This is a genomic window from Pseudomonas sp. MAG002Y (assembly GCF_019400845.1).
Lineage (GTDB): Bacteria > Pseudomonadota > Gammaproteobacteria > Pseudomonadales > Pseudomonadaceae > Chryseomonas > Chryseomonas luteola.
This window is the reverse complement of sequence record NZ_WOEJ01000006.1, coordinates 188,761-213,403: the sequence shown is the minus strand read 5'-3', so window position 1 is coordinate 213,403 and position 24,643 is coordinate 188,761. Positions and strand designations below refer to the sequence as shown.

The 24,643-nt window shown below is 51.9% G+C and carries 25 protein-coding genes; 17 read left to right on the top strand and 8 right to left on the bottom strand.

The window, feature by feature from the left end; translation table 11 throughout:
- Positions 1–390 precede the first annotated feature (390 nt).
- Positions 391–795, bottom strand: a complete 405-nt coding sequence (locus GM154_RS10925; protein WP_219652244.1) for a RidA family protein — start codon at positions 793–795, stop codon at positions 391–393.
- 140 nt (positions 796–935) lie between these two features.
- Between GM154_RS10925 and GM154_RS10920 the strand changes: the two genes are divergently transcribed.
- Positions 936–1,910, top strand: a complete 975-nt coding sequence (locus tag GM154_RS10920; protein ID WP_219652243.1) for a LysR family transcriptional regulator — start codon at positions 936–938, stop codon at positions 1,908–1,910.
- A 196-nt stretch (positions 1,911–2,106) separates the two neighbouring features.
- Here GM154_RS10920 and GM154_RS10915 read toward each other — a convergent pair whose 3' ends face one another.
- On the bottom strand, positions 2,107–3,111 hold the full coding sequence (locus GM154_RS10915) for an NAD(P)-dependent oxidoreductase (protein ID WP_219652242.1): 1,005 nt from the start codon (positions 3,109–3,111) through the stop codon (positions 2,107–2,109).
- A gap of 110 nt (positions 3,112–3,221) precedes the next feature.
- Between GM154_RS10915 and GM154_RS10910 the strand changes: the two genes are divergently transcribed.
- A complete protein-coding gene (locus tag GM154_RS10910) occupies positions 3,222–3,836 on the top strand; it encodes a TetR/AcrR family transcriptional regulator (protein ID WP_256680660.1) in 615 nt (204 codons plus the stop codon).
- A 243-nt stretch (positions 3,837–4,079) separates the two neighbouring features.
- A complete protein-coding gene (locus tag GM154_RS10905) occupies positions 4,080–5,537 on the top strand; it encodes a J domain-containing protein (RefSeq protein ID WP_219652241.1) in 1,458 nt (485 codons plus the stop codon).
- Between the two features lie 206 nt (positions 5,538–5,743).
- Here GM154_RS10905 and GM154_RS10900 read toward each other — a convergent pair whose 3' ends face one another.
- From GM154_RS10900 to vapB, 3 genes are all read right to left on the bottom strand, one after another.
- Positions 5,744–6,778, bottom strand: coding sequence for a GlxA family transcriptional regulator (locus GM154_RS10900; protein WP_219652240.1), 1,035 nt, complete (start codon positions 6,776–6,778; stop codon positions 5,744–5,746).
- Positions 6,779–6,936: 158 nt separating this feature from the next.
- Positions 6,937–7,347: a tRNA(fMet)-specific endonuclease VapC gene (gene vapC, locus GM154_RS10895; RefSeq protein WP_219652239.1), complete on the bottom strand. Its 411-nt coding sequence runs from the start codon at positions 7,345–7,347 to the stop codon at positions 6,937–6,939.
- A complete protein-coding gene (gene vapB, locus GM154_RS10890; protein WP_122044179.1) occupies positions 7,347–7,577 on the bottom strand; it encodes a type II toxin-antitoxin system VapB family antitoxin in 231 nt (76 codons plus the stop codon). Before vapB ends, vapC begins: the two co-directional genes overlap by 1 nt.
- 491 nt (positions 7,578–8,068) lie before the next feature.
- On the opposite strand from vapB, the gene GM154_RS10885 reads away from it, so the two are divergent.
- Entirely contained in the window at positions 8,069–8,641 is a 573-nt protein-coding gene (locus tag GM154_RS10885; RefSeq protein ID WP_219652238.1) for a cupin domain-containing protein, read from the top strand.
- A gap of 145 nt (positions 8,642–8,786) precedes the next feature.
- Here GM154_RS10885 and GM154_RS10880 read toward each other — a convergent pair whose 3' ends face one another.
- Together GM154_RS10880 and GM154_RS10875 are read right to left on the bottom strand one after the other, a co-directional pair.
- Positions 8,787–9,260, bottom strand: a complete 474-nt coding sequence (locus GM154_RS10880) for a hypothetical protein (RefSeq protein ID WP_219652237.1) — start codon at positions 9,258–9,260, stop codon at positions 8,787–8,789.
- 2 nt (positions 9,261–9,262) lie between these two features.
- Positions 9,263–10,168, bottom strand: coding sequence for a hypothetical protein (locus GM154_RS10875; RefSeq protein WP_219652236.1), 906 nt, complete (start codon positions 10,166–10,168; stop codon positions 9,263–9,265).
- Between the two features lie 437 nt (positions 10,169–10,605).
- On the opposite strand from GM154_RS10875, the gene GM154_RS10870 reads away from it, so the two are divergent.
- Positions 10,606–11,847 (top strand): hypothetical protein, encoded by a 1,242-nt coding sequence (locus GM154_RS10870; protein WP_219652235.1) that lies wholly within the window; start codon positions 10,606–10,608, stop codon positions 11,845–11,847.
- A gap of 885 nt (positions 11,848–12,732) precedes the next feature.
- Positions 12,733–14,301 carry a RopAA-2 gene (locus GM154_RS10865; RefSeq protein ID WP_219652234.1) on the top strand — a complete coding sequence of 523 codons (1,569 nt, stop codon included), beginning with the start codon at positions 12,733–12,735 and terminating at the stop codon, positions 14,299–14,301.
- Between the two features lie 243 nt (positions 14,302–14,544).
- Here GM154_RS10865 and GM154_RS10860 read toward each other — a convergent pair whose 3' ends face one another.
- Positions 14,545–15,078: an RNA polymerase sigma factor gene (locus tag GM154_RS10860; protein ID WP_219652233.1), complete on the bottom strand. Its 534-nt coding sequence runs from the start codon at positions 15,076–15,078 to the stop codon at positions 14,545–14,547.
- Positions 15,079–15,336: 258 nt separating this feature from the next.
- On the opposite strand from GM154_RS10860, the gene GM154_RS10855 reads away from it, so the two are divergent.
- Genes GM154_RS10855 through sctT form a run of 11 tightly spaced genes read left to right on the top strand, consistent with a single transcriptional unit; the run spans position 15,337 to position 24,643 of the window.
- Positions 15,337–16,503, top strand: a complete 1,167-nt coding sequence (locus GM154_RS10855; protein ID WP_219652232.1) for a hypothetical protein — start codon at positions 15,337–15,339, stop codon at positions 16,501–16,503.
- Complete coding sequence (gene sctV / locus GM154_RS10850; RefSeq protein ID WP_219652231.1) at positions 16,491–18,584, top strand: type III secretion system export apparatus subunit SctV; 2,094 nt, start codon at positions 16,491–16,493, stop codon at positions 18,582–18,584. The genes GM154_RS10855 and sctV overlap by 13 nt, the downstream gene beginning before the upstream one ends.
- Before the next feature lie 16 nt (positions 18,585–18,600).
- On the top strand, positions 18,601–19,551 hold the full coding sequence (locus tag GM154_RS10845; RefSeq protein ID WP_219652230.1) for an FHA domain-containing protein: 951 nt from the start codon (positions 18,601–18,603) through the stop codon (positions 19,549–19,551).
- On the top strand, positions 19,548–20,897 hold the full coding sequence (locus GM154_RS10840; protein WP_219652229.1) for a FliI/YscN family ATPase: 1,350 nt from the start codon (positions 19,548–19,550) through the stop codon (positions 20,895–20,897). The genes GM154_RS10845 and GM154_RS10840 overlap by 4 nt, the downstream gene beginning before the upstream one ends.
- A 2-nt stretch (positions 20,898–20,899) precedes the next feature.
- Positions 20,900–21,346: a type III secretion protein gene (locus GM154_RS10835; RefSeq protein ID WP_219652228.1), complete on the top strand. Its 447-nt coding sequence runs from the start codon at positions 20,900–20,902 to the stop codon at positions 21,344–21,346.
- On the top strand, positions 21,336–21,872 hold the full coding sequence (locus GM154_RS10830) for a type III secretion system HrpP C-terminal domain-containing protein (protein WP_219652227.1): 537 nt from the start codon (positions 21,336–21,338) through the stop codon (positions 21,870–21,872). Before GM154_RS10835 ends, GM154_RS10830 begins: the two co-directional genes overlap by 11 nt.
- Positions 21,869–22,582, top strand: a complete 714-nt coding sequence (locus tag GM154_RS10825; RefSeq protein WP_219652226.1) for a type III secretion protein — start codon at positions 21,869–21,871, stop codon at positions 22,580–22,582. The genes GM154_RS10830 and GM154_RS10825 overlap by 4 nt, the downstream gene beginning before the upstream one ends.
- Positions 22,575–22,928: a FliM/FliN family flagellar motor switch protein gene (locus GM154_RS10820; RefSeq protein ID WP_139208784.1), complete on the top strand. Its 354-nt coding sequence runs from the start codon at positions 22,575–22,577 to the stop codon at positions 22,926–22,928. The genes GM154_RS10825 and GM154_RS10820 overlap by 8 nt, the downstream gene beginning before the upstream one ends.
- Positions 22,925–23,578, top strand: a complete 654-nt coding sequence (sctR, locus tag GM154_RS10815; protein ID WP_074825803.1) for a type III secretion system export apparatus subunit SctR — start codon at positions 22,925–22,927, stop codon at positions 23,576–23,578. The genes GM154_RS10820 and sctR overlap by 4 nt, the downstream gene beginning before the upstream one ends.
- 7 nt (positions 23,579–23,585) lie before the next feature.
- Positions 23,586–23,852, top strand: a complete 267-nt coding sequence (sctS, locus tag GM154_RS10810; RefSeq protein WP_219652225.1) for a type III secretion system export apparatus subunit SctS — start codon at positions 23,586–23,588, stop codon at positions 23,850–23,852.
- The gene (sctT, locus tag GM154_RS10805; protein WP_219652224.1) at positions 23,852–24,643 is read left to right on the top strand and encodes a type III secretion system export apparatus subunit SctT; all 792 of its coding nucleotides are present in this window, start codon (positions 23,852–23,854) and stop codon (positions 24,641–24,643) included. Before sctS ends, sctT begins: the two co-directional genes overlap by 1 nt.

The following is a 24,643-nucleotide window of genomic DNA, read 5'->3' as shown; positions in this document are numbered from 1 at the left end:
TCCTATAACGCAGTAGATAGCGTGTGAGTAAACAGGTCAGGGCCAAAATGAAATCAGGCGGGGCACTTTCTCTACATGCAAGGGTGTGAACCTATAGCGACGAGACAATAAAACGTGCTTTGCTTACAATTAAGACCCCACAGCCATAAAGCGAGCATTATGGTTGCCCGATTCTCAGGCAACGTAAGATCAGGGCCTATCACTCAAATGATCTTATTACGAGCAAAAGGGGATTAAGTCTGTAACCCTATGTTACAGCCTGTTAAATCGTAGCCTTCTCCATTTGTTCAATGATATGAGGCGCTTTTTGAAGAGTTCGGCAGTAAGTAAGCTGGGCTTCATGAACGTCAGCTCAACTGCCGAGCTTAAAGTACTTTTTCACTGCACAGTTCAGCTAGTGATAGCGTCTGGAAGTTTGGCGATGACCTTTATTTCAAATTGAAAGCCGTAGAGCCATGTAACGCCAATGCCGGTTAACGTCGGATAAGGTGCTTCTCCCCAGTATTCGGGCAGTACTTTCCAGATCGTATCGAAGTGTGTTTCGGGATCAACGATGAAAACCGTTACGTCAATGACATCTTTGAACGAGCAGCCTGCTGCAGCCAGAATCGCGTTCAGATTTTCAAAAGCAAGCCGCACCTGGGCGTCTAGGTCCGGCTCGGGTGAGCCATCCTCACGACTACCAACCTGTCCTGAAACAAACAAGAAACCGTTGGAGCGAATCGCGGGTGAATACCGATTACGTTCATATAATGCCTGACGCCCAGCTGGAAAAACGACGTTGCGCGTGCTCATGGTTATTCTCCTGTGGTCGGATCGACCCGTTATGCCGATGTAGAGAGACTTTAGGGAACGCTTACCTGTTGAATAAACTAGCAAGCGCAGTCATCACTATTTGTAAAATCCAAATAATCTCCGAGACAGCAGGAACAGCGATGGATCGTTTTGATGCAATGCAGGCGTTTGCTCGCGTCGTGGAGGCAGGCAGCTTTACTAAAGCAGCCGAAACACTTCATATGAGCAAGACAAGTGTTACCCAACTGGTGCAGCAGCTGGAAGCCCGGTTACGCGTCAAGTTGCTCAACCGGACCACACGCCGTGTCAATGTGACGGCCGATGGGGCCGCTTATTATGAGCGCGTGGTCAGACTGCTTGCGGATATGGATGATGCCGAAACGAGCTTATCCAGCGCCTCCTTGGCTCCCAGAGGGCGGTTACGAGTGGATGTGCCCAGCCCTTTTGCCCGTCTAGTTCTGATCCCGACACTTCCAGCGTTTTACGAAAAGTATCCTGATATCCAACTTGATATGGGTGTCAGTGATCGTATGGTCGATCTGATTGGCGACAATGTGGATTGCGTTGTACGTGGTGGCAAGATTACCAATCAATCGTTGGTTGCTCGCCATATAGGCGATTTACGGCTTGGGGTGTACGCCGCGCCGAGCTATCTGGAGCATCGGGGAACGCCACTTCACCCTCGGGAATTAGAAGGTACTGACCACCGTATCGTAGGCTTTCTCTGGGCGCGCACTGGAAAGGTCTTTCCCTATGCCATGCGTTCCGGCAATGAGAGCATCAATGTCACGGGTCATTATGCGCTGGCCGTGGACGATGGTAATGCCTATTTGGCAGCCGGGCTGGCAGGGCTAGGTCTCCTCTGGTTACCAGACTATATGTCCAAAGATTATTTGATTCGAGGTGAGCTGGTTCCTGTGTTTGAAGACTGGCAACTCGACCCAATGCCAATGTACGTAGCATTTCCGCCAAACCGGCATGTCAGCGCCAAACTACGTGTATTTATCCAATGGATCACTGAACTGATGACACCCAGCGAAGCAGTGTCAGACAAGAGACCGTTAGGCCCTGCCGCTGATTGCGGCCGAGCTGAGGATGCATACAAAATCTGCTGACCCGGACAAGGTGCGTCCAGGTGTTTTCGCCGTCTAGACTCTATCCCTGCCCAACCAAAATTTTAGTTTGGCCTGTGCAGCAGGCCGAAAGGTGATCTGATCGGCTATATTAGCGGAGAATGCACTGCAGCCCGCCAGGGCTGCAGTAGTTTACGGCCATGTTATAGGACGCCATCAGCTGGATGTTGTAGCCTCATTACACCTGAAGTTTACGTAGCTCACCCCCCTCCTGCTTTAGGCGCTTCAAATACGTGTCGGAGTTCAGTAACTGGTAGGGGAAGTAAAGGCCCGGTGAGGTGGGCGGTTGACCGTCCAGCCCGAGCAGCCTTTCAAGGACCATTGCTACGCTAAGCCCTGTTAGCGGTGCCGCGCCTTCTGGATGGATGACGGCATGACGTGTGTGCAGTGGTTCGCCATTTAGGTCCTCGCCCTCAAGCTCAATGATGATCTCGGTCGACATAGGTTTACCCTGACGTCGGGTTGAGCTAACCCCGATGCCCATATTGAACTGGATATTGGCTGCGCCTGTTGCGGCCCCTAGGCCAACGACGTCAATGGATGAAAACCCGGACGCTTCGATTTCAGTACCATCAACTGCACGAAAGCTGACCTTGGCATCCTCTCCTTCCCGCCAAACATATACACCGTCACGCCGGGTCAGCGCGGCTGGCAGCATCCTGTTCAGGCGCTCAAAGTCGCTAGCAACAGTCGGGCCTCCGGTATCCTGTTCATCGACCAGCGCATTGATGCGTATGTCGTGCACCCGGCTAAACGCCCTGGCAATGCTCAGTGTGGATACTGTTGTAGCGCCCACCATCCATTCGTAACCGAGGACAATGGGTGCAGCATTAGGCATGTGCATGTAGGTTGCGATTTCCGGTGCGATCTCGAAAATGCCAGATGAAATACTGAGATGAGGCACACCGTGCTTTTGGGCGTAGCGTAGCCCGGCAATAGCATGGTCCATGTAGAAGACTACGACGCCGCTGACGGTGCGGTCTCCAAGACCCAGGTCTTCAGCGCCACAGTCAATGATCACACCTTGCGCTCCGCCAATCTGTTCTGCGGCCTGTTGGGCCTTGGCAGCATCGCGGCCGCCAATCAGCAGTGGTACATCAGGATAGGCTGCGCGCAGCGCCCGGGCAGCTTGATGACCAATTGCGCCAGAACCGCCCATTAACAGGATAGGATTAAGTGACATTACATGATCTCCTAATTCCAGGCTTCAACCTACTACTGGTAGGTAAACTATCACGACTATCACTTATATGAACCTACCATTGGTAGGTTTTTTAATTCGGGAATGATCAAGTGCAAAAAGAAACCGTGCCCTCCGCTATACGTTCCTCTACACGCCGGCTTCCAAAAGCCGAGCGGCGTAGACAACTGCTGGATACCGCATTGCTGATCGTGCGGGAGGAAGGAGCAGACCGGTTGACCTTGGGGTATCTCTCCGTCCGCGCAGGCGTCTCCAAACCGGTGGTTTATGATCATTTCGATACCCGCTCGAGCCTGTTGATCGAGCTCTACAGATGCATTGATATCGAGCGGGTTAACGCTTTCCGTGACGCAATGTCCTTAACCCCGCGGAGCCTCGAAGAAACTGCCCAACTCCTGGCAAACGCCTACATTCAGTGCGCAGGAGACACAACCGACGAATTCTATGCAATAGGCGCAGCTCTGGCAGGCAGCGAAGAGAAAGCAGCAGTCTTTCAGGAGCTGTTGGATAACTGCGTGCAAATGTTCATAGCCGTGCTCAAACCTCACGCAGCTTTTTCGTCTGGCGAATTGGAGCGATGCTGTACGGGCCTTGTTGGCGCGGGAGAAGCACTCTCAGGCGCATTAGTACGAGGGCGCTATAGCAAGGATGAGGTGATTAACGCGTTCGCCTCCTTGATCCGGAACGCTTTGCCGGGCACTAATTGAGGCTGAAACATGAATGCGGCAGAACCGTGTTCTTATGCTTTCACAAAATATAGGCCAGCCGGTTGGATTTTCCAGCCAACCCTTTAACTCCTGCTCCAACATTTATGGATAGTAATAGAGAATATGTCCACGACTGGGCGATATTCGCAGGGGTAAAGTCACCTCAAAAACTATCGTCGCGTATATTGGAACAAAGCCTGCTCCTGAGCCACTCAGTCGGGTATCCGCTCTAGGAGGCGCCCGATGATCCATATATCCAATGCATCGTTAACATCACTGCAGGTCGAGCTGGGCAAAGCTGACAAGCCTTCGGTGCATCTGGATCTTCATGTCGCAGAAAACATCGCTATGGGCGCCAAGATGCATTTCCCTGGCTCATGGTTGGATCAGCAGCGAGCATCGCTTGGACCACTCCAACAAAAAATGTTTGATGTTGCCCTGAAAGTGTTAAGTGGGGACGAAAAGCCCAGAGCTGTTCAAGCCAATGGTATGGGCCGAGAAATTCTTTTGGATCGCCCTGCCTATGGGGCTACTACCATTAGTATTGGGTTCGAAAAGCCGATGTCTGAGGTATTAGGCTTTCTCGGTATGAGTGATGGTAAGGGCAAAGCATTACTCTCTTTAGGTACAAAGCTGGCAAATGCACTGTCACCCAGCACCAAACAAGCTGGTAACGGCGGCCTGATGGCAAAGGCGCGCAGTGCCTTACCAGGTAATATTGGTTTAGGTAGCATAATCCGAAATATCACGGGAGGGTTCGTCTCCGCAATCAATAACCCAGCAGCTCAATTATCTGGTAATGGGGAAGCTCCGCCGCCGCTTCCTCCGCGTCCTGGCCGCCAGAACGGTAATCCTAATAGTACCTATGGACCGCCCCCCCTTCCTCAAAGGCCACGGGCAAACAGTTTTCCACGTACAGCCCGTGAGGCACAGGCTGGCTTTAGTACAGAATCCAAGCCATCTACCGGACGAACACCGAAAGAAACTCCACCGCCGCCTCCACCTCGTCCAGGTCAGGGTCCCAAGATCAACCCGGAACAAGCATCTGGGGAAGCGCCTTTCTTCGGGCATGCATCGGCCAGCAGCTTTTCGCATGCAAATTATGAAAACTACGAAATGGACCCCAGTGAGGCGCAAGCGGCTGAGAACAAGGCAAGCCAGGAGGCACCCAAGCCCCATCTGAAGTCACATTTGAGCCAAGTGGCGTTACATGCGAAGCTCAACGGTCAGCGCCCAGCGGATGAAGGCGCAAATGCCAAGTCACCCAGGCCTGAAAAGAACTCAACTCGCGCTGAACCCAATGGCCCTGAATTCAATGGCGAGCGGCCATCTGCTGGTAAACCGCGTGCGAGTAGTGCTCCACCGCCTCGTCAAACGAGGGAACCCGGGATCGACAATGATAAACCATCCACGCACTCGCAAGAGGATGAAACAACTACCAACGGCGCAGCCAACGTGGCCGAGGACATCAAAGCCAAGCCCGCGCCCAAACTGTATTATGCACGCTTAGGGTTGTCTGACGCATTGGCAACAGAAAGAGAAATTACTAGCGCTTATCGAAAGCGTGCTTTAGAAAAGCATCCGGACCATAACAAAAGTCCTGAGGCAACGGCCGAGTTCCAAGAACTCCAAAAAGCCTATGAAACTTTGCTAGACCCTGAAAAGCGGCGCGCATATGATCTGGACCCTGATCAATCATAGAAGCCTTCCCACGCAAGCTTTGGATCCTGGGACAGGATCATACCGGGCCATAAGTCACTCTATATGGCTGAGCGGATTTGAAGAGCGTTTATTCGGTCGGATCGTTCTCGACTTATGTCGCTGGGATAGATTTTGGTTCTCATTCATAGGCTATGCATGTTCTTCAAAAGATCGTGAACAGGCTCTTAGAGTTTCCTATCCCATTACTACATGACTCGCTGCTTACCCTTAACGCATCCATAACGCGTTTCCCTGGATGGTCCATATCCATAGAACGACTTGTAGCACTTACTGAAGTGGCTCGGAGAGACAAATCCACAGGCTATGGCGACATCAAGCAGAGAAAGGTCAGAATGCTGAATCAGCCTACGGCTTTCCGTAATCCGCAGCTCCAGGTAATTGCGAACCGGAGAGGTTCCCAGTTGCAGTTGGAAGAGTCGCTCGATCTGCCGTTTGGAGCGGCCTACACACTGAGATATTTGCTCCTGGCTCAGTGGCTCCTCAATGTTTGCGCTCATGAGATTGATAGCCTCGCGCAGAGGCTCGCTCATCTTCTCATGCATGGTGGGGCGTACCCGACGGTAACGCGACTCCTCAAAGGCCAGTATATCTACGATGGCATCCGACAGCTGATGTCCATGACGCCTACCAATCCAGCCAAGCACCATATTAAGCGCACCAGCAGGACTTGCCGCGGTTAGCCGATCACGATCAACAATAAAGCTCTCGCTGGTCACCTGGCTGTCTTTCGCCAGTTCAGCAACGGTCACTCGGTGCTCGGGATGGACAGCACACTTGTATCCATCAAGTAGACCTGCCTGAGCGAGGAACCACGCACCATTCCACAGGCCTGCTACAGCGTCCCCCTTCTCTGCAGCAACCTTGAGCGCGCGGCTGAGCGCGGGGATCGGGTACAGGACGGTACGCAGCCCTCCACACACGACGAGCAGATCCAGACTATTGCATTGCCCTGAAGAAAGCGCCGCGTCAGGACAGATCGCAAGCCCAAGGTCACTCATGACCGGCTCGCCATCAAAACTAAGGGTTACGGTGGAAAAGGTATCTGCCAGGATCAGGTTTCCCGTCACAAGTGTATCGAGCGCTTGGGTAAAGGCAGGAAGGGAAAAGTGCTCAAGGAGTACAAAGCCGACGCGAGAGGTTGAGGAGGATTGGCTTGTGCTACCCATATAACGAAGGTTTCGTCCCTGCATGGCTTCGCTGAACGCTCTTTTTTTCACCATGGTTGCCTCGTTTTACGTTGTTGTTATGACATCCAGGCAAGTAAAAGGCCTGAGCATGAAGATGTCTGGACAAACTACAGATTTGTTTCGGCAGTATGAACGATCCTGAAATTTAAGCGCTCCAAGCGCACAACTAAAGTACTCACTTTGACCCTCGTTTATTCGGGTGAGACAACCCAATCCTCAATTCTCAAGCCAGGTACGCAGTCGAGCTTTCGACGGTTATTGGTAACGACAATCATCCCCTGGGAGCGTGCATGCCCGGCAATCATTTGGTCATAGGGACCAATCTGCTTACCCAGGCGGGCAAGCTCAGCACGAAGTTGTCCAGTGTGGGCAGCAGCCTCCTGATCATACTTGAGCACCTCCAGGCGAGCCGCAAAGCCTTCTACGTCCGCCAGATTGCGCTCAGGGTTAGAAGACTTCTCCGCTCCATAGATCAACTCCATCAGCGTCACAGTGCTGATGCACATTTGACCGTGGTGCCGTTTGAAGGCTTCTCGAACCACCTGTGGCCTGTTCTTGATAGTGAATATGCAAATATTGGTGTCGAGCATGAACTTGAGCATCAGAACGTTTCGCGCTCCTGATCTGCCGGCTGCTCACGCTCCGCCATGAAGTCTGCAGTAACCCCCTCACAATCGAACCAGCTATCCCAGGACTCCCCTGCGGGAGTGATGAGTCGAGCCCGACCAAGGGCAACAATATCGACGCGCTTTACGTCATCTGGTAGGGCAACAGCCTTAGGTAGCCTTACGGCCTGACTGCGATTGCTCTGAAAAACTGCGCCTTGTTCCACAGCACACCTCGCGGGATATATTTAATGTATATCCCATAATAGAACCATAACGGGATATATCAACGGGATATACGTAAGAAATTGTACACATAACTTTTCAGACAAACCCTAACAAGTGAGTGGATCACAAGGTGTGGCTCATTCTCGATGGTAGGCTGGTTAGCCGTTCTTTCGACCAGAGCACTATTTCAATCTGACTCAACGAGTAAGAATGAAATTTATAGGAAAAGGCAGTGACGTGGGGATGCTTTGCGTAAGACTGTCTTTTCAAACATGGATATTTTTGAAAATGAACACTATACAAAAAATATTCATATGAATCTTAGTTCATTATCCTATTAGTTAGACAAAGAAATTTTCAAATGATCATTTCCTGGCTAGCCTAGGATTCAAATATAACTACCAAAATAATATTCCTGGATCTTTAAGAAATACTATTATCGTAACAATCACATTACAGAATCAAAGAGAGTTTTTGGAGGAATACTGTTATGACCTTTCCGCCTATTCATCGTATCGTCACGGGCCACGATGCCAACGGCAAGTCCACGGTTTGCAGCGAAGGGGCATTACCTTCGGTCGTTGAAATGGAAGCTATCCCGGGCCTTGTCTTTCACGAAGTTTGGGAAACTACAGGTTCGCCTGTAGAGATAAACAATGCCGCTGATCCAACAACCGGCCCTGTGATGCATAACCCACCGCCAAATGGGACTCGTATTCGCTTCGTTGATCTTCCCCCAGATGAGACCTATCTAGATCAGCATGAAGCGCGCATTGCAGAGCTGTTTGAGCAAGTCAACTACGTCGACGGGCTGACTGTTAAACATGACTCACCGCATCCAATGATGCACCGAAGTGAGGCAGTTGATTACTGTGTCGTGATCGAAGGAGAGATCTATATCGTACTCGACGATGCAGAAGTCCTGCTTAAGCCTGGAAGTGTGGTGGTGCAACGCGGTACCAACCACGCATGGTCAAACCGCTCCAATAGCAACTGCCGTTTATTGTTCGTCCAGCTTGATGGGCGTTACGCCCCTGACATTGCAGATAGATTATCTAAGTGAGATTTTAAGTGCTTCGCCTCTAAGTAAACTCACTATCATGCTGCCCATATAAGCCGTATTGAATTATTCAGTTTGTATGGCAGCTAGGATGCTTAAATTTTAAGTGTCTAAAGCTTATCCAAGTAAAAGCCCTTAAATAATAGCTCTACCATTTGCAGCTGCTTGTCAGTACTGTCTTAGGTGGTTTTATTTCCCCACCTTTAACCGGAGCTCTGCTTAACAGAGGCTCGGCTCGAATATCCTCAATCAATCTATTAGCCTTAGAAACTAGGCGATCAAACAAAACAATAATTTCAGCAGAGTTTAACTGAACAAACCTTTCACGACTCCACAGTATTAAGGTGCTCTGAGAGCCTATTACTGATACAGATATAGGCGGAGCAATAGGATCAATATTGTTTGCTCCTAATAGTATTTTAGCCAATGTACCCAGGCTATCCGAAGGTAAAACACCAAGACTAGCAACTAACAGCAGTTCCTGATTGTTTAAAGGTGTGATTTGCAGCTGTAAATTTTTAAAGTCAATAAGGATAGCCTGCTCATCATTAGTCATAGGGGTTTGTATGCTAAGATAGCTTAACAACGGTGCGATAACATTATTAAATTGCTGGTTACTCACGATCAGCTATCCTCTTCAGCATTGTGCAGGCTTTCTGGATTAATATCATACGCGCCATCAGAAAGATGATGCTGCACTAGAAATATTCCATGCGCTTGGCGTTCGTAATTATGAGAGCTTACCTTATTTTCGAAGATGTCAGATGAATCATCTCTATTTTGATATCTAACACCTAAATTATTGATCCCATGCAGTTTATTTCTGAGTCCGATATCCGGTCGATGCCTCAATACTTCCTCATAGGAAGGCGTGTCTTTGATCCTATTAATCTGCGCTACACGTTCCTTGCTCAACTTGGCAACCTCCGCCATGTCCTCAAGCTCTAGTTTGATTTTCATCCCCGGATAGTGAACGTCTAAAACGCTTGTTGATGACGGCTGAAAAGTCGCATTATTTAGCAAGTGGGCTTTCGCGAATGAAGGCCATGCGTCAACCACTACAGCGTCAGCTGACTCACGTATATCGCCTATCACATTAAATTGATGATCCGGCTCATTAGCAGCAGCATAAGTAAAGATAGGACGATGTAGATCCATATTTGAAAGATAGGCAATAATTAATGCTGAATATTCGGAGCATGTCCCAGCCTGAGCTGCCAAAGCGGATTTCGCGAGTCCATTATCATCTCCGCGAAAATCTGTATCACGGATGTGTCTAGCCGAAATCGATCGTTGGTAACTTTCCCCTGAGGTCAGCATAAAGTCATTCTTTAAATTACCAGCACCGTAGCTGAGGTTTTCTTTTACGGTGTCTATCACGCTTTGTGCTGTATGCAATTCAGTCATTAAACGAGCTGAAACGGTAACCGTCTCTCCTCTGTGATTGCCTGGTATCGCCTCCCACAGCTTAACGCTCTGAGTATTGTTGTCATATAGCGCTGATGCCCTAGCATGAAGTACTGTAAACATTGTTGATTCCCCCCTCATGATTTTGTATATAAAGGTCTCACTCAAATAGATGACTACTTGAGTGGTCTTTATTGGGGATGAGTTCCAAAAATCAGATTATTCTAAATTGGCCAAAAATAAATCTAGCACCCATGCAAATCTATAGTCATCTCTTTACTCCACATAGGATTACACTCGAGCAAGTGAAAGATACTTTTAGTGCTAGGCTATAGGGGGACAATGCTTCGTCTTAATTTAATATAATCCGGGTCCGGCCCGAAATTGCTTTGCATATTATCCTGAGTTTTCAGTTATCTATCTGCCTTTGAAGGTAAGGCTTGATCCGTAGATTGTTGCGTATAAATCTTTTCTTCCCATGGCTAAAAAATCAGGAACTGAAAAGGCTGGTTGACCACGTAGACGTCTAGATTCAAGTCAGACGGCTAAGAGATAATACTGTGGACTCTATTGGTTCAGGCATTCAGATGAGGTATCAAGCCACCTCATTAGACGCGAGTCAGCCACTATCGCCCTCCTCTTTGCAGACTGAGCAAACTCACCCTTCTGCTCTGCCCTTAGCCAGGTTGAGCCGTAATGCTTTACTAGCATTAACCCAAGTTGAGGCGCAGCCGGACCCTCACCATCAACTTTTTGCGCTGTTGGCATATAACGGCATAGCGGATGGAGCGCTGCATATACATTCCAGCAAGCTAACTGAAGCAGAATATAGGCAGCAGGTGGCTGTTCCTAACGCAGGCCCTGCTAATTTGACGATTCAAGCGAAACTGAACGAACATTCGCAATATGATATTGTTAGAATTACATTGGATGTGCTGTCGACGGGTGGCACTGAGTCTATAACGTTATGTGCGCCTGCTCCGCCCATAAGGAGAATAGATCCGCACCCAATATCAGACAATCTATCTGCACAGGGCTCACGAGGCCAGTTGACGCAAGCATTAATACGCTTACGCAATCCTCACCACTTTCGCGACGGTCCTATTTCTCCAGCTGCAGCGTCCAGCACTTATTCTGTAGCGGGCGCTAATGAGGAGTTAGCGCTTTCGACCGAAACAGAGCGGCCCGCCATAAGCGCCTCATCCCTTTATGCTTTGCATACCAACGGCACCGAGGCAGAAGTACGTTTTCTGCGCCAGCCGCCTAAAGAAGTAGCAGACATGTGCATGCTGATTATAAACGTAATCGGCAAATCATTTCCTCAAGACTTCAATAAAATAGACTTTGATTTTTATGATCGTGAAGGCGATATGGACCGTGGCGTTACTAACTCGAATGGCAATAGATCAAGGATTTCAATCGGATTAATTGCCAGCGAAGACTGGAATCAAGACTTTGAGATGCATGCAATGATTGCATTTACTGTCTTCCATGAGATATTTCTGCATGCGTTACCTGATTTGCGGACAGCAAGTTACGGCATGAACCCGACTACCGCTCAACAAGACCATGATATTATTTTAATACCTCCTAATGAGAGCAATTTACTTCACCAGGCCGTGAAACAGATTCTTCCACAAATACCACCTCATATAAAACAGTACTTTCTTGATTCCTATGTAACTGATATCGAGGAAGAAAAAGACAGAAATGACCATATTGATGTACCAACTACTGAGCAGTGGTATCAGCTACTCAACTCCCAAGCTAACGACCTGGACTCCCCCTTCTGGCACGCTTAGGGTGCGCAAATTTTTTGAGGAAAAGAGGGCATAGAAGAGGTTAGCTCTTTGGCGTCCCGTTAGCTAATGGCAGCATTCTCAACTGTGATAAACGGGGAGGCTCGAAAGGCGTTAGTTGTGAGGTGATAAACGCTTACAGGCGACTCACTGTCAGCTCTGCCAATGGCCCCTATGTACCCAGATCAATCCGCATACATCGCTGTCAGTCATTGCCAGAGGAGTCTCGGGCGTTCGCGATCGTCATCACCGCCAGTAGGCTATTGGTCACCTGCCGTGAGCAGAGATGCAACGCCAGCGCAGCACTTGTGGTGCCGTCAATACGGTGTTGCCGTCTTGGATGTGTGCAGCTGCCGCTCTGGCAATAGTTTGTAGAGGCCTTTCGCTTGGCACCTTCTTACATTATGAGTGCGAAGCCTAATGGCGTGTCACGCTGATAGTGGGTGCCTACATGTATGCCTTTTCTAATACCTACCAACTTGGGCAGCTTGCTAGAGATCTCTGCCATCCAGAGAACTCCTTAGAGGCGTAAAACAGATGAGCTTTTTTGTGACCGCTGGAATGCAAGCTCCTCCTTGCACTTAACTTGTATTGGTCAGCTGTGTTTGGCATACGACTTAGGGAGTCGCCGAGATCAGTAGCTTTACCCCTTTACAGGTCTCTTCCCAGGTTTGGAAATCACCTCTTCCCACCACTTATCTCATCTAAAAGTATCTTCAAAATTATGGAACACTTAAGGCGCAGCGTTCACTAAGGTCGCAGGGTGCTACCGCTTAAAGTATCCGGATCGAGACGCAATAGCGGTGGCAGCGATTGGCGGGAGTTTCTATAAGACCACCCGATTCACCCTTATTAAAACCTGCCGATCACGATGAGGATACTTCCCCTATGGATACTCAGCGTATCGCCACGACGCACCAAATTAGTCACCATGCCGATGAGATCGAACTCACTACACCTGTTGGTCCTGCACGAAGCGCTCGGAATAGGGATCGCTTCCATCAGGAAATATATGACAGGCTTGATGCCCATTTCCTTCCATATCGCCGCAACGTCCCTGACATTCAGCAGACCGCCGCTGCCACAGCACGGGAGCATAACGATGAATTGGATACTATTCGAAATGATCGGGCTCAACGATTATTTAACGCAGGCTATACCGTAAGCGATATGGACATAGTTGAAAGAAACGCAAATATCGCCGATAGGATCTTTGCCACTTTCAAGTCTGGTATTGGGGGATCTCCATTTGCCGCCGTCACGATGGCGACCAATACCTGGCCATCCATGCTTGAGGTTTTTAACTGTCGAGATACGCCCGAAGGCGAGGCTGCCCTCCAAAATGCCTTGGCCTCCTGGTACGCCGGGGCTGCGGATGCAAGTGTTAACGATATGCTGTCTGGATTAAAACCTGAGTATTATCAAAAACCACCAGATGAGAAATTGCACGGATCGTTTCAAGCATCGCTGTCAGAGAAGCGCGAGACACACGACAAGAACTCATTCGGCAATGCTATGGATGAATGCAACAAATGGCTAGTCGGGTTTGCCATTCGCAATGCCGCTCTGTATCCGATTCGCGTAGGTCTAGAGAGCCAAGGGAAACAAGAGCTGGCTGCAGCCCTTGAAGCTTATATGCGGCCAATCACTGCCGTTATCGTAGGCATGGCTATCGAGCATTATAACCTTAGCCGTGATAAAAGCCGCAGCCTGCTAGGTCCCGCCATGCTCTATGGCCGCCGCGATACCGTCCCGGAAGGCCAAGCACCAACGCCGATTGCCGAGGAGCACGAATGGTTGGATGAATTTATTGTACTGAGGAATCTGGATTCTACTGCGCTGTTGAAAATGGTTCCTGCACGGCTCGGCGCAGGTACCGCCTCGGCAATCAAATCGATTGTATCCGGTAATGCCGTCAAAACCGTGTTCTCCCCCACAAGTATCGTAGGCAACATGAGCCTGGCCGGCGGATTTGCTGCCATGGGAGGCGCTACGACGGCAACAAGGACGCTAGCTACAGAGCATGGTCTTAGCGATGGCAAAGTAGCCGCTGCCGCCGAGGCGGTAAAAAACATCCTGGGTGCGGTTGCGTTTGGCTTATGGGCAGCAGGCGCAAGCCTGGGGGAGTCAGAGTCTAAAAAAGCGGTTGAGGCAACGGACGCACATGTGGCCAAAGGCGTGGAAGGCGCTATTAATTCCGTAGCGAGAGGTATAGTCGACGGAGCGGCATATACGAAGGACAAGGCTGTCGGAATAGGCAACTCTACAGTCAGTACATTCTCTAGTGGAGTTCAAAGGTCTCAAGATCTCTATCATCGTGGTCAACGTGGCTTAAGTCAGAGATATGCAAATCTGATGAATTCCCCCTTACCAACTGCCCCAACATCCATCCCAGCACCAGTAGCTACCTCAACGTTGGCACCACCTGCTCCTCCGAGGACAGAGGACATGGTGTGACACAACCCGGTGGTTCGCCACCCGGTGGTTCGCTGAGCGCCGCTAGCGGTCATGAGTAGCGCATGGAGTTTGAGCGCAGGCTGGATACTTTCGTACAACGGTATCTGCCTGCGCTCATTTTCAGGGTCGTGTTGGAGCCTTAAAGGGTAACACTTCTGAATGAGCGAAACGGTACAACAGTTTCAGCCTTTTCTAATCTGGCATATCAATACAGAAGCGCCTTATAGCGTTACCACATCTTGATCAGGTGGCTGACTCAACGTGCCGTTTTAGTTGTTCTCGCGCTCTGGATAACCGCGACCGAACCGTACCGATTGGCACCCCCAGCGACAAGGCGGTGTCTTGATAATTACCATCCATTTCCAGACTAACTTTGATTACACGTTGCATATTGACAGGCAATCGGTCGATCGCATGGACGACTTTGACCAGTTGGCGATGTCCGTCTACCTGATGACCAATATCGCTCCCCTGCCCAACTTCAGAATGCAAATGGTCCTCCCAGCTCTCTTGATAAGGCTGCTTGTAAAGCCGGCGGAAATGGTTCCGGATAAGATTCAATGCAATACCGCAAAGCCAGGTTTGCGGCTTACTGGTTCCCTGGAACTTGTGTTCACTACGCAGGGCCTCGAGAAAAGTGCATTGAAGAATATCGTCGACATCGTCCTGATTCATAACCCGCTTCTGAATAAAGGCTCTCAGCATCTGAATCTGATCACTTGAAAGCTGGCGAATACCGGTAGATGCGCAAGGGACGGTGGAGATTCTTGTATGCATTGGACTTACCTTCCATTGGATTTGGCAAGTTCTCTATTGCGATACCCGTGCCACGCGAAGAATTCTCTTTAAGTTACTGATTTATTTATATTTTTTAAATTTTAAAATTATCACCTAACGCAACTTCTTGCATAACTCACCGCTGGGCATTACGAAATATTGCACAACGCCAGCATGCAGCAGAACCTCTTCTGTAACGTTGGAACTGTTCCTTTCGGCATACCACTCATGGTCCATGACTCTACCCAGAAGTACGCCATGAAAATTGCCCAGCCGATTCTGCCCACCCCTTCTCATGTACACCCCGAGGTGCAGACACCGCCGCATGCTCCTCATCCCGGACCTACTCAGACACGCCCGGGTGTTGCTTCATCCGACGAGAAAGGTACGCATGCACTGGCCAAAGAGGACGCTGCGCTGGCCCAGGAGGGTCAGACAGCGAGCCGACGCGATCAAAGCGCGCTGTCTGCGGGCCTGCAGTCACAGGCATATAGACTGCAACTGTCAGCTCAACAGCTGCACGCCACTTACCTCAAGGGACTGGATAAAGCACTAGGCGAGGCGGCGCAGTCATTGCGAAGGCAGCTCAAAGATCGCCAATTGCAGAACTCGAAGGAAACGCTCAAACATATTCTTGAAAGCTGTGGTGGCAATGCCGTCCTGGCTCACCAGATGTTGCGAGTGGCCGCAAGACAGGCCAGGAACGAAGGCGAAGATAGCGAACAGCTCCTGTTCAGACGTCAGTTCAAGCTCTTGTATAAGGAATACGGCAAACCTGCTCGGCCCTCGACCGGCTCTCTGACAAAAGTACGCGGGCGCTTTAGTACCGAGACGCAGCGGCGTACCCGATCCCGGACACTCCATAGCGTAACGGCTAATGGCCCTCTTAATGTCATTGCTCTGGTAGACGCGCTGCTGAATGAGCTGCGAGAGCAAGGTCAATATGAATTATCGCTCAGTGAAATACGCTCCGAGATGGCTGAGGACATTGCAAACGCAGCCTCAGCTAATGTTCTTCACCAAGCATCTCCCTTGATGAGCAATCTCATCATCACAAAGCATGTAGCCGCCCTGCTACATGAGTGTGAGCACATACTGGGTCGTATGCGCGGTAAAAACCCGCAGATTCAGGTTGAGGCGATTGCCCTGCTCAGGCATCTCCTCACGCTAATGAGCAAGCTCATGGAACCTGTACAAACACGAACCCTGGTACAGCTCATTGGCGGTGAGCAGCTCAAACACCAACTGGCGTTTCTCAACGAATTGATGCGCATTCTGACTCAGCGAATGTCATTACTATTTTGGTTTTGGCGTAACAAGAGCGATTTCCAGAAAGCCAAGGAGAACCTCCTCACCCTTAGCACGGAACTGACCGATAAAGAGCAACAACGCGCCCAGGAGACCGATATCGTATGGAACCTTTGATTAATGTTCTGAATGCTATCGCTCTGGCCGCAATGCGCCGCTCAGAGGTAGTAGGTGCTTTTGTGGTCATAGCCATCGTATTCATGATGATTACCCCAATGCCTACGGTATTGGTAGACGTCCTGATCGCAATCAATATCTGTATTTCCTGCCTGCTGATCATGCTGGCCATGCACTTGCCGCGCCCCTTGGCGTTCTCCACTTTTCCTGCCGTATTACTGCTTACAACGATGTTTCGCCTGGCCCTCTCGATCTCGACCACCCGCCTGATCCTGCTGAATCAGGATGCCGGTCATATCGTGGAGGCGTTCGGCCAATTTGTGGTAGGCGGTAACCTTGCGGTGGGCATGGTGATTTTCCTCATTCTTACCGTCGTGAACTTTCTGGTGATCACCAAAGGATCGGAGCGGGTGGCTGAAGTGGGTGCTCGCTTTACTCTGGACGCGATGCCAGGCAAGCAGATGTCCATTGACAGTGACCTACGAGCCAACCTGATCACTGTTCAGGAAGCCCGTAACCGCCGGGCCGAGCTAGGTAAGGAAAGCCAGCTGTTCGGTGCCATGGACGGTGCGATGAAGTTCGTGAACGGCGATGCTATTGCAAGCCTGATCATCGTCGCCATCAACATGATCGGGGGGATCGCGATCGGGGTGGTACAACATGGCATGACAGCCGGTGACGCCCTGCAGCTGTACACGGTACTGACCATCGGTGACGGACTGATTGCGCAAATACCGGCACTACTGATTTCGGTCACTTGCGGGATCGTCATTACGCGTGTACCCAACGGTGATCCGGGAGCCCAGAGCAATATCGGTCGTGAAATTGCAGAGCAGATTACCAGCCAACCTAAAGCATGGATCATTGCCTCTGTAGCAATGCTTGGGTTCGCCGCGCTTCCCGGCATGCCTACGACCGTATTCATTGTTATCGCCATCGTTTGCGGCTGTGGCGGCTTCCTGCAACTGAGGCGGGCCCGTCCGGTTGCCCAGGATCAGTCTGAAGCGCTAGCACCGGAGCTGAACGGTAACGAAGACCTGCGTACGTTCTTGCCGAGTCGCCAGTTTGTCCTGCAGTTCCATCCCGCGCAGGATGTTGCCCTGATCGAGTCCCTGGTGAGTGAAATTCGCCAGCGACGTAACCGGCTCGTAGTGCATTATGGCCTGACGCTGCCCTCGTTCATCATTGAGCTATCGCCTCTGCTAGCACCTGATGAGTTCAGGTTTACCGTTTATGAAGTGCCCGTTCTGAGGGCCACTTTTACACATAGCCATGTGGCAGTAGAGGCGCGTCTCTTTGAGCAGGCGCCTCAACAGGCAGTTCAAGGCAGTACGGATCGACAGGAGGCCGAATGGGTCTGGCTGCCGGCTGATACGCCTGACCTGCAACATGAAGAGGTTGAGAGGGTCACGGCCAGCACGCTTATTGTAGAACGCATGGAGCGTGCATTGCAGGCATGCGGGCCTCAGTTTATTGGCTTACAAGAGGCCAAGGCTATCCTGGGCTGGTTGGAGTCGGAACAGCCGGAGCTGGCTCAGGAGATGCAGCGGGCAGTGCCGCTGGCACGTTTCGCAGCGGTTCTTCAGCGTCTGGCATCCGAATGCGTGCCATTGCGCTCTATTCGAGTGATTGCCGAAACGCTGATCGAATATGGGCAGTACGAGCGTGAGCCTACAGCCCTGACGGACTACGTCAGGATCGCCCTGAAATCTCAGCTCTATCACCAATATGCCGGTGCAGAAGGCTTGCTGGTCTGGCTATTGACGCCTGAAAGCGAAGGCATTTTGAGAGATGGCCTGCGCCAGACCCAAACCGAAACCTTTTTTGCCTTGAGCAATGAGACCAGTCAGTTATTGGTGCAGCAACTTCACCTCGCGTTTCCCCTTCGGGTGCGCGAACAGGCTGTTCTGCTGGTGGCTCAGGACCTGCGAAGCCCGTTACGGACGTTGTTACAGGAGGAGTTCTACCACGTGCCTGTCATGTCATTTGCGGAAATCGGAACCACCGCTCAGGTAAAGGTCATGGGTCGCTTCGAACTCGAAGACGACACCGCGGCCATGGACAACGATTACGCTGCCTGAACCAAGGAGAGCAGATATGTTCGAGTTGCGTGTGCTGAATGGCCTTCACCAGGGAGCCGCCCTACCCCTGATAGGTGAGCAATGGCTGATCGGTGCGAACGATGAGCTTGATCTCGCGCTGCATGACGCTGGGGTCGAACAGAGACATGGCTGCCTGAAACGAGAAGGCGAGCGATGGGTTCTGAACGCTGAAGATGGTGTGGTACTTGATGAGGAGGGCCATCCCTTATCACCGGACGCTCTTTATCCTAATCGACTCTTTATCATAGGCTCGGTTTGGCTGACCATATCCGCCGCACAGGATGCCTGGCCCGTTGTGGCACAGCCTATTCCAGATCCTGGTCGCGCACAAATCAGTAGTCAGACCACCGAGCCAACGTCAAACGGATCCAGTTCAAAACCCAAAACGTTTCTGTTCAGCCGTATGACCACCATAGTCCTGGGTGTTCTGCTGGGAGTGGTAGGAAGCGCCTGGAGTATTTCCTCCAGTGGCCCGGCATCTGCCGTGGCTGATAACCAAGCGATTAAACAGAACAGCTCTGCTCAAGCTACGTCGTCACATGCCGCGCCTCAGCGCCTTCAATTGAGTAATGAGGAAGCCATGTCAAAGCTCAAGACAATGCTAAGTGATCGGTTGCTAACTGATATCGCGATCGAGTCGACACCTGATGGATTAGTGCTGCGTGGCAGCCTTGAGCAGGAAGCCCATCTAGTCTACGCGCGGATGTTGCAACGTTTCAAAGACCGTTATGAAACCAAGGCAGCGCTGGTCGACGAGGTATCGGTGGGCGGCGCTTCCCTTCCCTTCGCTATTGTCCAGATCATGTCAGGCCCCCACGCCCATATCGTGACGGCAGAAGGAAAGCGTTTGTACGTGGGAGATGAGCTCGATGGCATTCGGCTGACCCGGATCGACGATGGCCGTCTGGAGTTCCAAGGGGAGCGTCGCTACGAGGTGGTCTGGTGAATAGTACCTTACAGGACTGGGTATCCAGCCAAACGTTACGGCTTGCCTGTTACTCTGCCGTGCGCGTGAGCGGCTGGGTGAGTGCCGTGAGCGGAATTCTATTGGAATGTCAGATTCCTGCAGCCAAAGTAGGTGATCTGTGCGAGGTAAGCAAAGCAGACGGCAGCGCGATTCTGGCTGAAATTGTCGGCTTTACCGATGACCGAACCCTACTCAGTGCGTTGGGCTCACCGGAGGGTATTCAGGTTGGCGCTCCCATCTGGCCGTTGGGTATGGCCCATCGAATAGGTGTCGACGAGCAGTTGCTGGGCAGCGTCCTCGATGGCTTCGGTCGCCCTTTGTTAGAGGGCCACAGAGGAGCCTTTGCAGGGCCTCATGATACTCGTCAGACGCTACCAGTCATTGCTGACGCCCTGCCGCCGACCCAGCGACCACGTATTACCAGTGCCTTGCCTACAGGCGTGCGCGCGATCGACAGCGCCATCCTGCTGGGGGAAGGCCAGCGCGTGGGCTTATTTGCTGGCGCCGGCTGTGGCAAGACGACATTGCTCGCAGAGCTGGCGCGCAATATGGCCTGCGATGTCATCGTTTTCGGCCTGATTGGAGAACGAGGTCGGGAACTGCGCGAGTTTCTCGACCACGAATTGGACGATGACCTACGGCAGCGCTCGGTACTGGTCTGTGCCACCTCGGATCGCTCGAGCATGGAACGCGCCCGCGCCGCCTTTACTGCCACGGCTATTGCCGAGGCTTATCGCGCCAGAGGGCTGAAAGTATTGTTGCTCATCGATTCCTTGACCCGATTCGCCCGTGCTCAGCGCGAAATCGGTATTGCCTCTGGCGAGCCATTAGGCCGTGGTGGCTTACCACCCTCGGTGTACACCCTACTTCCCAAGCTCGTAGAACGTGCCGGGATGAGCGAAGTCGGCTCTATCACTGCGCTGTACACGGTACTCATCGAGCAGGACTCCATGAATGATCCTGTTGCGGATGAGGTCAGGTCACTACTGGATGGCCATATCGTGCTGTCTCGCAAGCTGGCCGAGCGAGGGCATTATCCAGCCATCGACGTTCAGGCCAGCATCAGCCGAATCCTGACCAACGTCACCGACCGTGAGCATCAGCAGGCCAACAACCGGTTGCGCCAGCTCCTGGCCGCATACCGTCAGGTTGAAATGTTGCTGCGTCTGGGCGAGTACCAACCCGGGAGTGATCCGGTTACCGATTGCGCGGTGAGGTTGCACGGAACGATCAATAGCTTTCTACAGCAGGACTTGCGCGAGCCTGTGCCTTTGAACGAGACCCTTGCAGGTCTCCTACAAATCACTGAGCAGCTGCCGGAGTAATCATGGACGACGAGCTGGAAATCGATCCGCAACGCGCTGCGCTAGAGGAGGTGATTCGTATTTTGGCCCCTTTGCGCCAACATCGACAAGCCAAAGCCGAACGCTTGCGCCTGCAGGCTGAAAAAGACCTGCAGAACAGCCGTGATCACCTGAGCGAATTGCGTAGCAGCTTTACAGCCGAACAGGTCCAGCAGCGTGAGCAACGTCAGGCATTATCGGTGGAGCATCTTAATCAGCGGCATACGTTAAACGAAGTGGATCGCTGGCATGAACAGGAGCGCAGCATGCTTGATCACCTCTCACGGCTCCGCCAGGGCATTCAGCTTCAGATTCAGGCCGTCGAACAACAGCAAGAGACACTGGAACACGCGCAAGACGAGGCGCGCAATGCTCAGCGTGCCGTTGAAAAGCTGTCCTGCCTGACGGAGGCCATGCACGATGAAAACTGAAGCTCGACCATCAGCCCCTCCCCGGCCGCTTTCCTCCCCGGTGAGTGCGCCTAGCAAGGAGAGTTCTGCGCCGTTACTGATCGGCCGCCGAGGTGAAAATGAGCGGCTGCGAAGCTTGAGTCCTGAACATGAGACAGAACATGTTCTAAATGCAGATGGGTTGTTTTTCTCTCAGCTCATTCAGCCCGTCAGCAGCGATGCCGGACAGCAGGATCTCAGTGGCAGCGCAGGCGTGGCGCTGCCTATCCAGACCGAAGAGGCTCCGGCAGAGCTGATTGATGAATTGGTACAGCAACTGACCCGAAATTCAGTCGCTCCGCTAGCCGTCACCGTATTGATGCCCAACCTTGGGAAGGTTCAAGTCAAGGTCACCAGACATAACGACCATTGGGGGATCGAGCTGGGTTTTAGTCGTCGCGAGATTTTAAGTCGGCTAAGACCTCATCAACGCGCCTGCGAATCGGCTCTGACCAACGCACTTGGTGACCCAGTAGAGCTGTCAATGCTAGAAGAGGCGTATACATGAAAATGCTTGCGCTGCGTTCCGTCCAGAGTGAGTTCGCCGCTGCCACAAGAGCCTTGGGTGCCGGTGTTTCTCTGCACTTTAGTGCCCGCGGCGTAACGGGCGAACTCTCGTTAGAGCTCATCTCTCAGTATGAGCCCTTCGACTCGGGAAGTTGGTTCAATACCGCTGCGGGGCCCCTCTACTTGGATGATGCCTGCGCAGTGTTAAATCTGGTTGGCGAGATGCCTGTATCTACTAGTGGTGAGCTTCAACCCTGGTACTGGCAGCTGATCAGCCAGCACCTGAGCTCAGCGGTCGCCCAAGGCCTGGCGCCTATCAGTCCTCTGGGTGAATACGTACCTGAAGGGCTGCTTGTACATTGCCGTCTGAGCATAAGACATGGAGACAAAGCGCTTTATACCTTCCTGAGTGGTACGCCCAAGACTTTTTTACGTTGGCTCGATATCCCCGGCTGGACCTCTCACCGGGCAGCGCTTCCCGAGACCTTGCAAATTCCGTTTCCGCTGATACTTGGGCAAGTGATGCTTTCTGCCAGTCAGCTCGAGTCGCTGCGTATCGGCGACGTACTGCTGCCCTCCCTCTGCCTGTTCAACAGTGAAGGTTATGGTCGCCTGGAGCTGGCGGATCGTCGCTGGATCGGGCATGCCGAGCATCGCGAACAGCAGCTTTTCCTGACTTTGATTGATGAGGACAACGGCGCTCATGAGTAGCATTGACCATTACCCAGAAGCAGAACTGGACACGCAAGCAGACCCTGCTATTCAAGAAGAATACGGCCAGGAGCATTATGAAGACCGGGATGAGCCCCTGGCTGACACCAACGCGCTTCAACCTACCGCACATTTGCCGCTGGCGCTTACCGTACGCTGCGGGCACCTCACGTTGAGCCTGGATGAATTGCATCGGCTGGGCCACGGTACCGTGCTGGAAGTTCAGGGCATCGCTCCCGGCTACGCTACCCTTTGTCATGGCGACCATATAGTAGCTGAAGGTGAGTTGGTCGATGTTGATGGACGCCTGGGTCTGCAACTTATCCGTATGGCGTCGCGCTCATGATCATGGAGGGGATGAACCCCGTTCTGCTGGCCCTATTCCTTGGTGGGCTGTCGCTGATTCCCTTTTTGCTGATTGTCTGTACGGCTTTTCTCAAGATTGCCATGACCCTGCTGATTACCCGCAATGCTATTGGGGTACAGCAGGTTCCACCCAATATGGCCATGTATGGAATCGCACTCGCGGCAACGATGTTTGTCATGGCACCGGTGGCGCATGAAATTCAACAAAGGGTCAAGGCCCAGCCACTGGACATGTCGTCCATTGAGAAGCTACAAGCCAGCGCTAGCGGTGTGATTGATCCGCTCCAACGCTTCATGACACGCAATACTGACCCGGACGTCTCCGCTCACCTGCTTGAAAATACCCAGCGGATGTGGCCCAAGGAGATGGCTGATCAGGCTACAAAGAATGATCTCTTACTTGCTATCCCGGCGTTTGTTCTGTCCGAGCTTCAGGCAGGATTTCAGATCGGGTTTCTTATCTATCTCCCCTTCATCGTCATCGATCTAATCGTCTCCAACCTGCTCCTGGCGTTGGGCATGCAGATGGTTTCTCCCATGACCATTTCTCTGCCGCTCAAGCTCTTGCTGTTTGTACTGGTCAACGGCTGGACCCGCTTGCTCGACAGTCTCTTTTATTCCTACATGTGAGGCAGCCATGGAAGCGTTGGCATTGTTCAAACAGGGCATGATCCTGGTCGTTATCCTCACGGCTCCGCCCCTTGCGGTAGCGGTACTTGTAGGGATCATCATCTCACTACTCCAGGCCCTTATGCAGATCCAGGACCAGACGCTGCCCTTCGGTATCAAGCTGGCCTCAGTGGGTCTGACACTGGCGATGACCGGCCGCTGGATCGGTGTGGAGCTGATTCAGTTCATTAACATGGCATTCGACCTGATCTCCCGCTCCGGCGGCGCACACTGATGCCGTTCGATGCGCAGCACGCCTTCGACCTTATGCTCGGCCTCGGCTTGGGTATGGCGCGGCTCTTGCCCTGCATGATCCTGGTGCCCGCCTTTTGCTTCAAATACCTCAAGGGCCCCCTGCGCTATGCCGTAGTCATTGTGGTAGCCATGATTCCGGCGCCCTCCATCAGCGAGGCACTAAGTGGGCAAGAGGACCTTATTGCAATGTCAGGGCTACTGATCAAGGAAGCAGTCCTTGGTACGCTGCTTGGCATTTTGCTCTATATGCCGTTCTGGTTATTCGCGTCGGTAGGTGCCCTGCTCGACAGTCAGCGCGGCGCGCTCAGTGGCGGCCAGATCAACCCAGCGCTAGGCCCGGATGCGACCCCGCTTGGAGAGCTGTTTCAGGAAGCGCTGATCTTGCTGGTGATCCTTTCGGGAGGTTTGTCACTGATCACACAAGTGATTTGGGACAGCTATCTGGTATGGCCTCCAACCGCCTGGCTGCCTGGCATGACGGCCGATGGGCTAGGCATCTTTCTCGAACAGCTCAATCAAACCTTACAGCACATGATGTTGTATGCCGCCCCGTTTATCGGCCTTCTGCTGCTTATCGAGGCGGCGCTCGCCATTATTGGTCTATATGCACAGCAGCTGAACGTCTCCATTCTTTCCATGCCCGCTAAAAGCATGGCGGGTATCGCCTTTCTGATCATTTACCTGCCTACCTTGCTGGAGTTGGGTAACGGGCAGATTCAACACTTCAAAGACCTTAAATTCCTGTTCAATCACCTCATACAGGTCCCCTGA

Coding starts and splice junctions, on each gene's coding strand:
- GM154_RS10925 (WP_219652244.1), bottom strand. CDS start 795: ATGAGCACGCGCAACGTCGTTTTTCCAGCTGGGCGTCAGGCATTATAT.
- GM154_RS10920 (WP_219652243.1), top strand. CDS start 936: ATGGATCGTTTTGATGCAATGCAGGCGTTTGCTCGCGTCGTGGAGGCA.
- GM154_RS10915 (WP_219652242.1), bottom strand. CDS start 3,111: ATGTCACTTAATCCTATCCTGTTAATGGGCGGTTCTGGCGCAATTGGT.
- GM154_RS10905 (WP_219652241.1), top strand. CDS start 4,080: ATGATCCATATATCCAATGCATCGTTAACATCACTGCAGGTCGAGCTG.
- GM154_RS10900 (WP_219652240.1), bottom strand. CDS start 6,778: ATGGTGAAAAAAAGAGCGTTCAGCGAAGCCATGCAGGGACGAAACCTT.
- vapC (WP_219652239.1), bottom strand. CDS start 7,347: ATGCTCAAGTTCATGCTCGACACCAATATTTGCATATTCACTATCAAG.
- GM154_RS10885 (WP_219652238.1), top strand. CDS start 8,069: ATGACCTTTCCGCCTATTCATCGTATCGTCACGGGCCACGATGCCAAC.
- GM154_RS10875 (WP_219652236.1), bottom strand. CDS start 10,168: ATGTTTACAGTACTTCATGCTAGGGCATCAGCGCTATATGACAACAAT.
- GM154_RS10865 (WP_219652234.1), top strand. CDS start 12,733: ATGGATACTCAGCGTATCGCCACGACGCACCAAATTAGTCACCATGCC.
- GM154_RS10860 (WP_219652233.1), bottom strand. CDS start 15,078: ATGCATACAAGAATCTCCACCGTCCCTTGCGCATCTACCGGTATTCGC.
- GM154_RS10855 (WP_219652232.1), top strand. CDS start 15,337: ATGAAAATTGCCCAGCCGATTCTGCCCACCCCTTCTCATGTACACCCC.
- sctV (WP_219652231.1), top strand. CDS start 16,491: ATGGAACCTTTGATTAATGTTCTGAATGCTATCGCTCTGGCCGCAATG.
- GM154_RS10845 (WP_219652230.1), top strand. CDS start 18,601: ATGTTCGAGTTGCGTGTGCTGAATGGCCTTCACCAGGGAGCCGCCCTA.
- GM154_RS10835 (WP_219652228.1), top strand. CDS start 20,900: ATGGACGACGAGCTGGAAATCGATCCGCAACGCGCTGCGCTAGAGGAG.
- GM154_RS10830 (WP_219652227.1), top strand. CDS start 21,336: ATGAAAACTGAAGCTCGACCATCAGCCCCTCCCCGGCCGCTTTCCTCC.
- GM154_RS10825 (WP_219652226.1), top strand. CDS start 21,869: ATGAAAATGCTTGCGCTGCGTTCCGTCCAGAGTGAGTTCGCCGCTGCC.
- GM154_RS10820 (WP_139208784.1), top strand. CDS start 22,575: ATGAGTAGCATTGACCATTACCCAGAAGCAGAACTGGACACGCAAGCA.
- sctR (WP_074825803.1), top strand. CDS start 22,925: ATGATCATGGAGGGGATGAACCCCGTTCTGCTGGCCCTATTCCTTGGT.
- sctS (WP_219652225.1), top strand. CDS start 23,586: ATGGAAGCGTTGGCATTGTTCAAACAGGGCATGATCCTGGTCGTTATC.
- sctT (WP_219652224.1), top strand. CDS start 23,852: ATGCCGTTCGATGCGCAGCACGCCTTCGACCTTATGCTCGGCCTCGGC.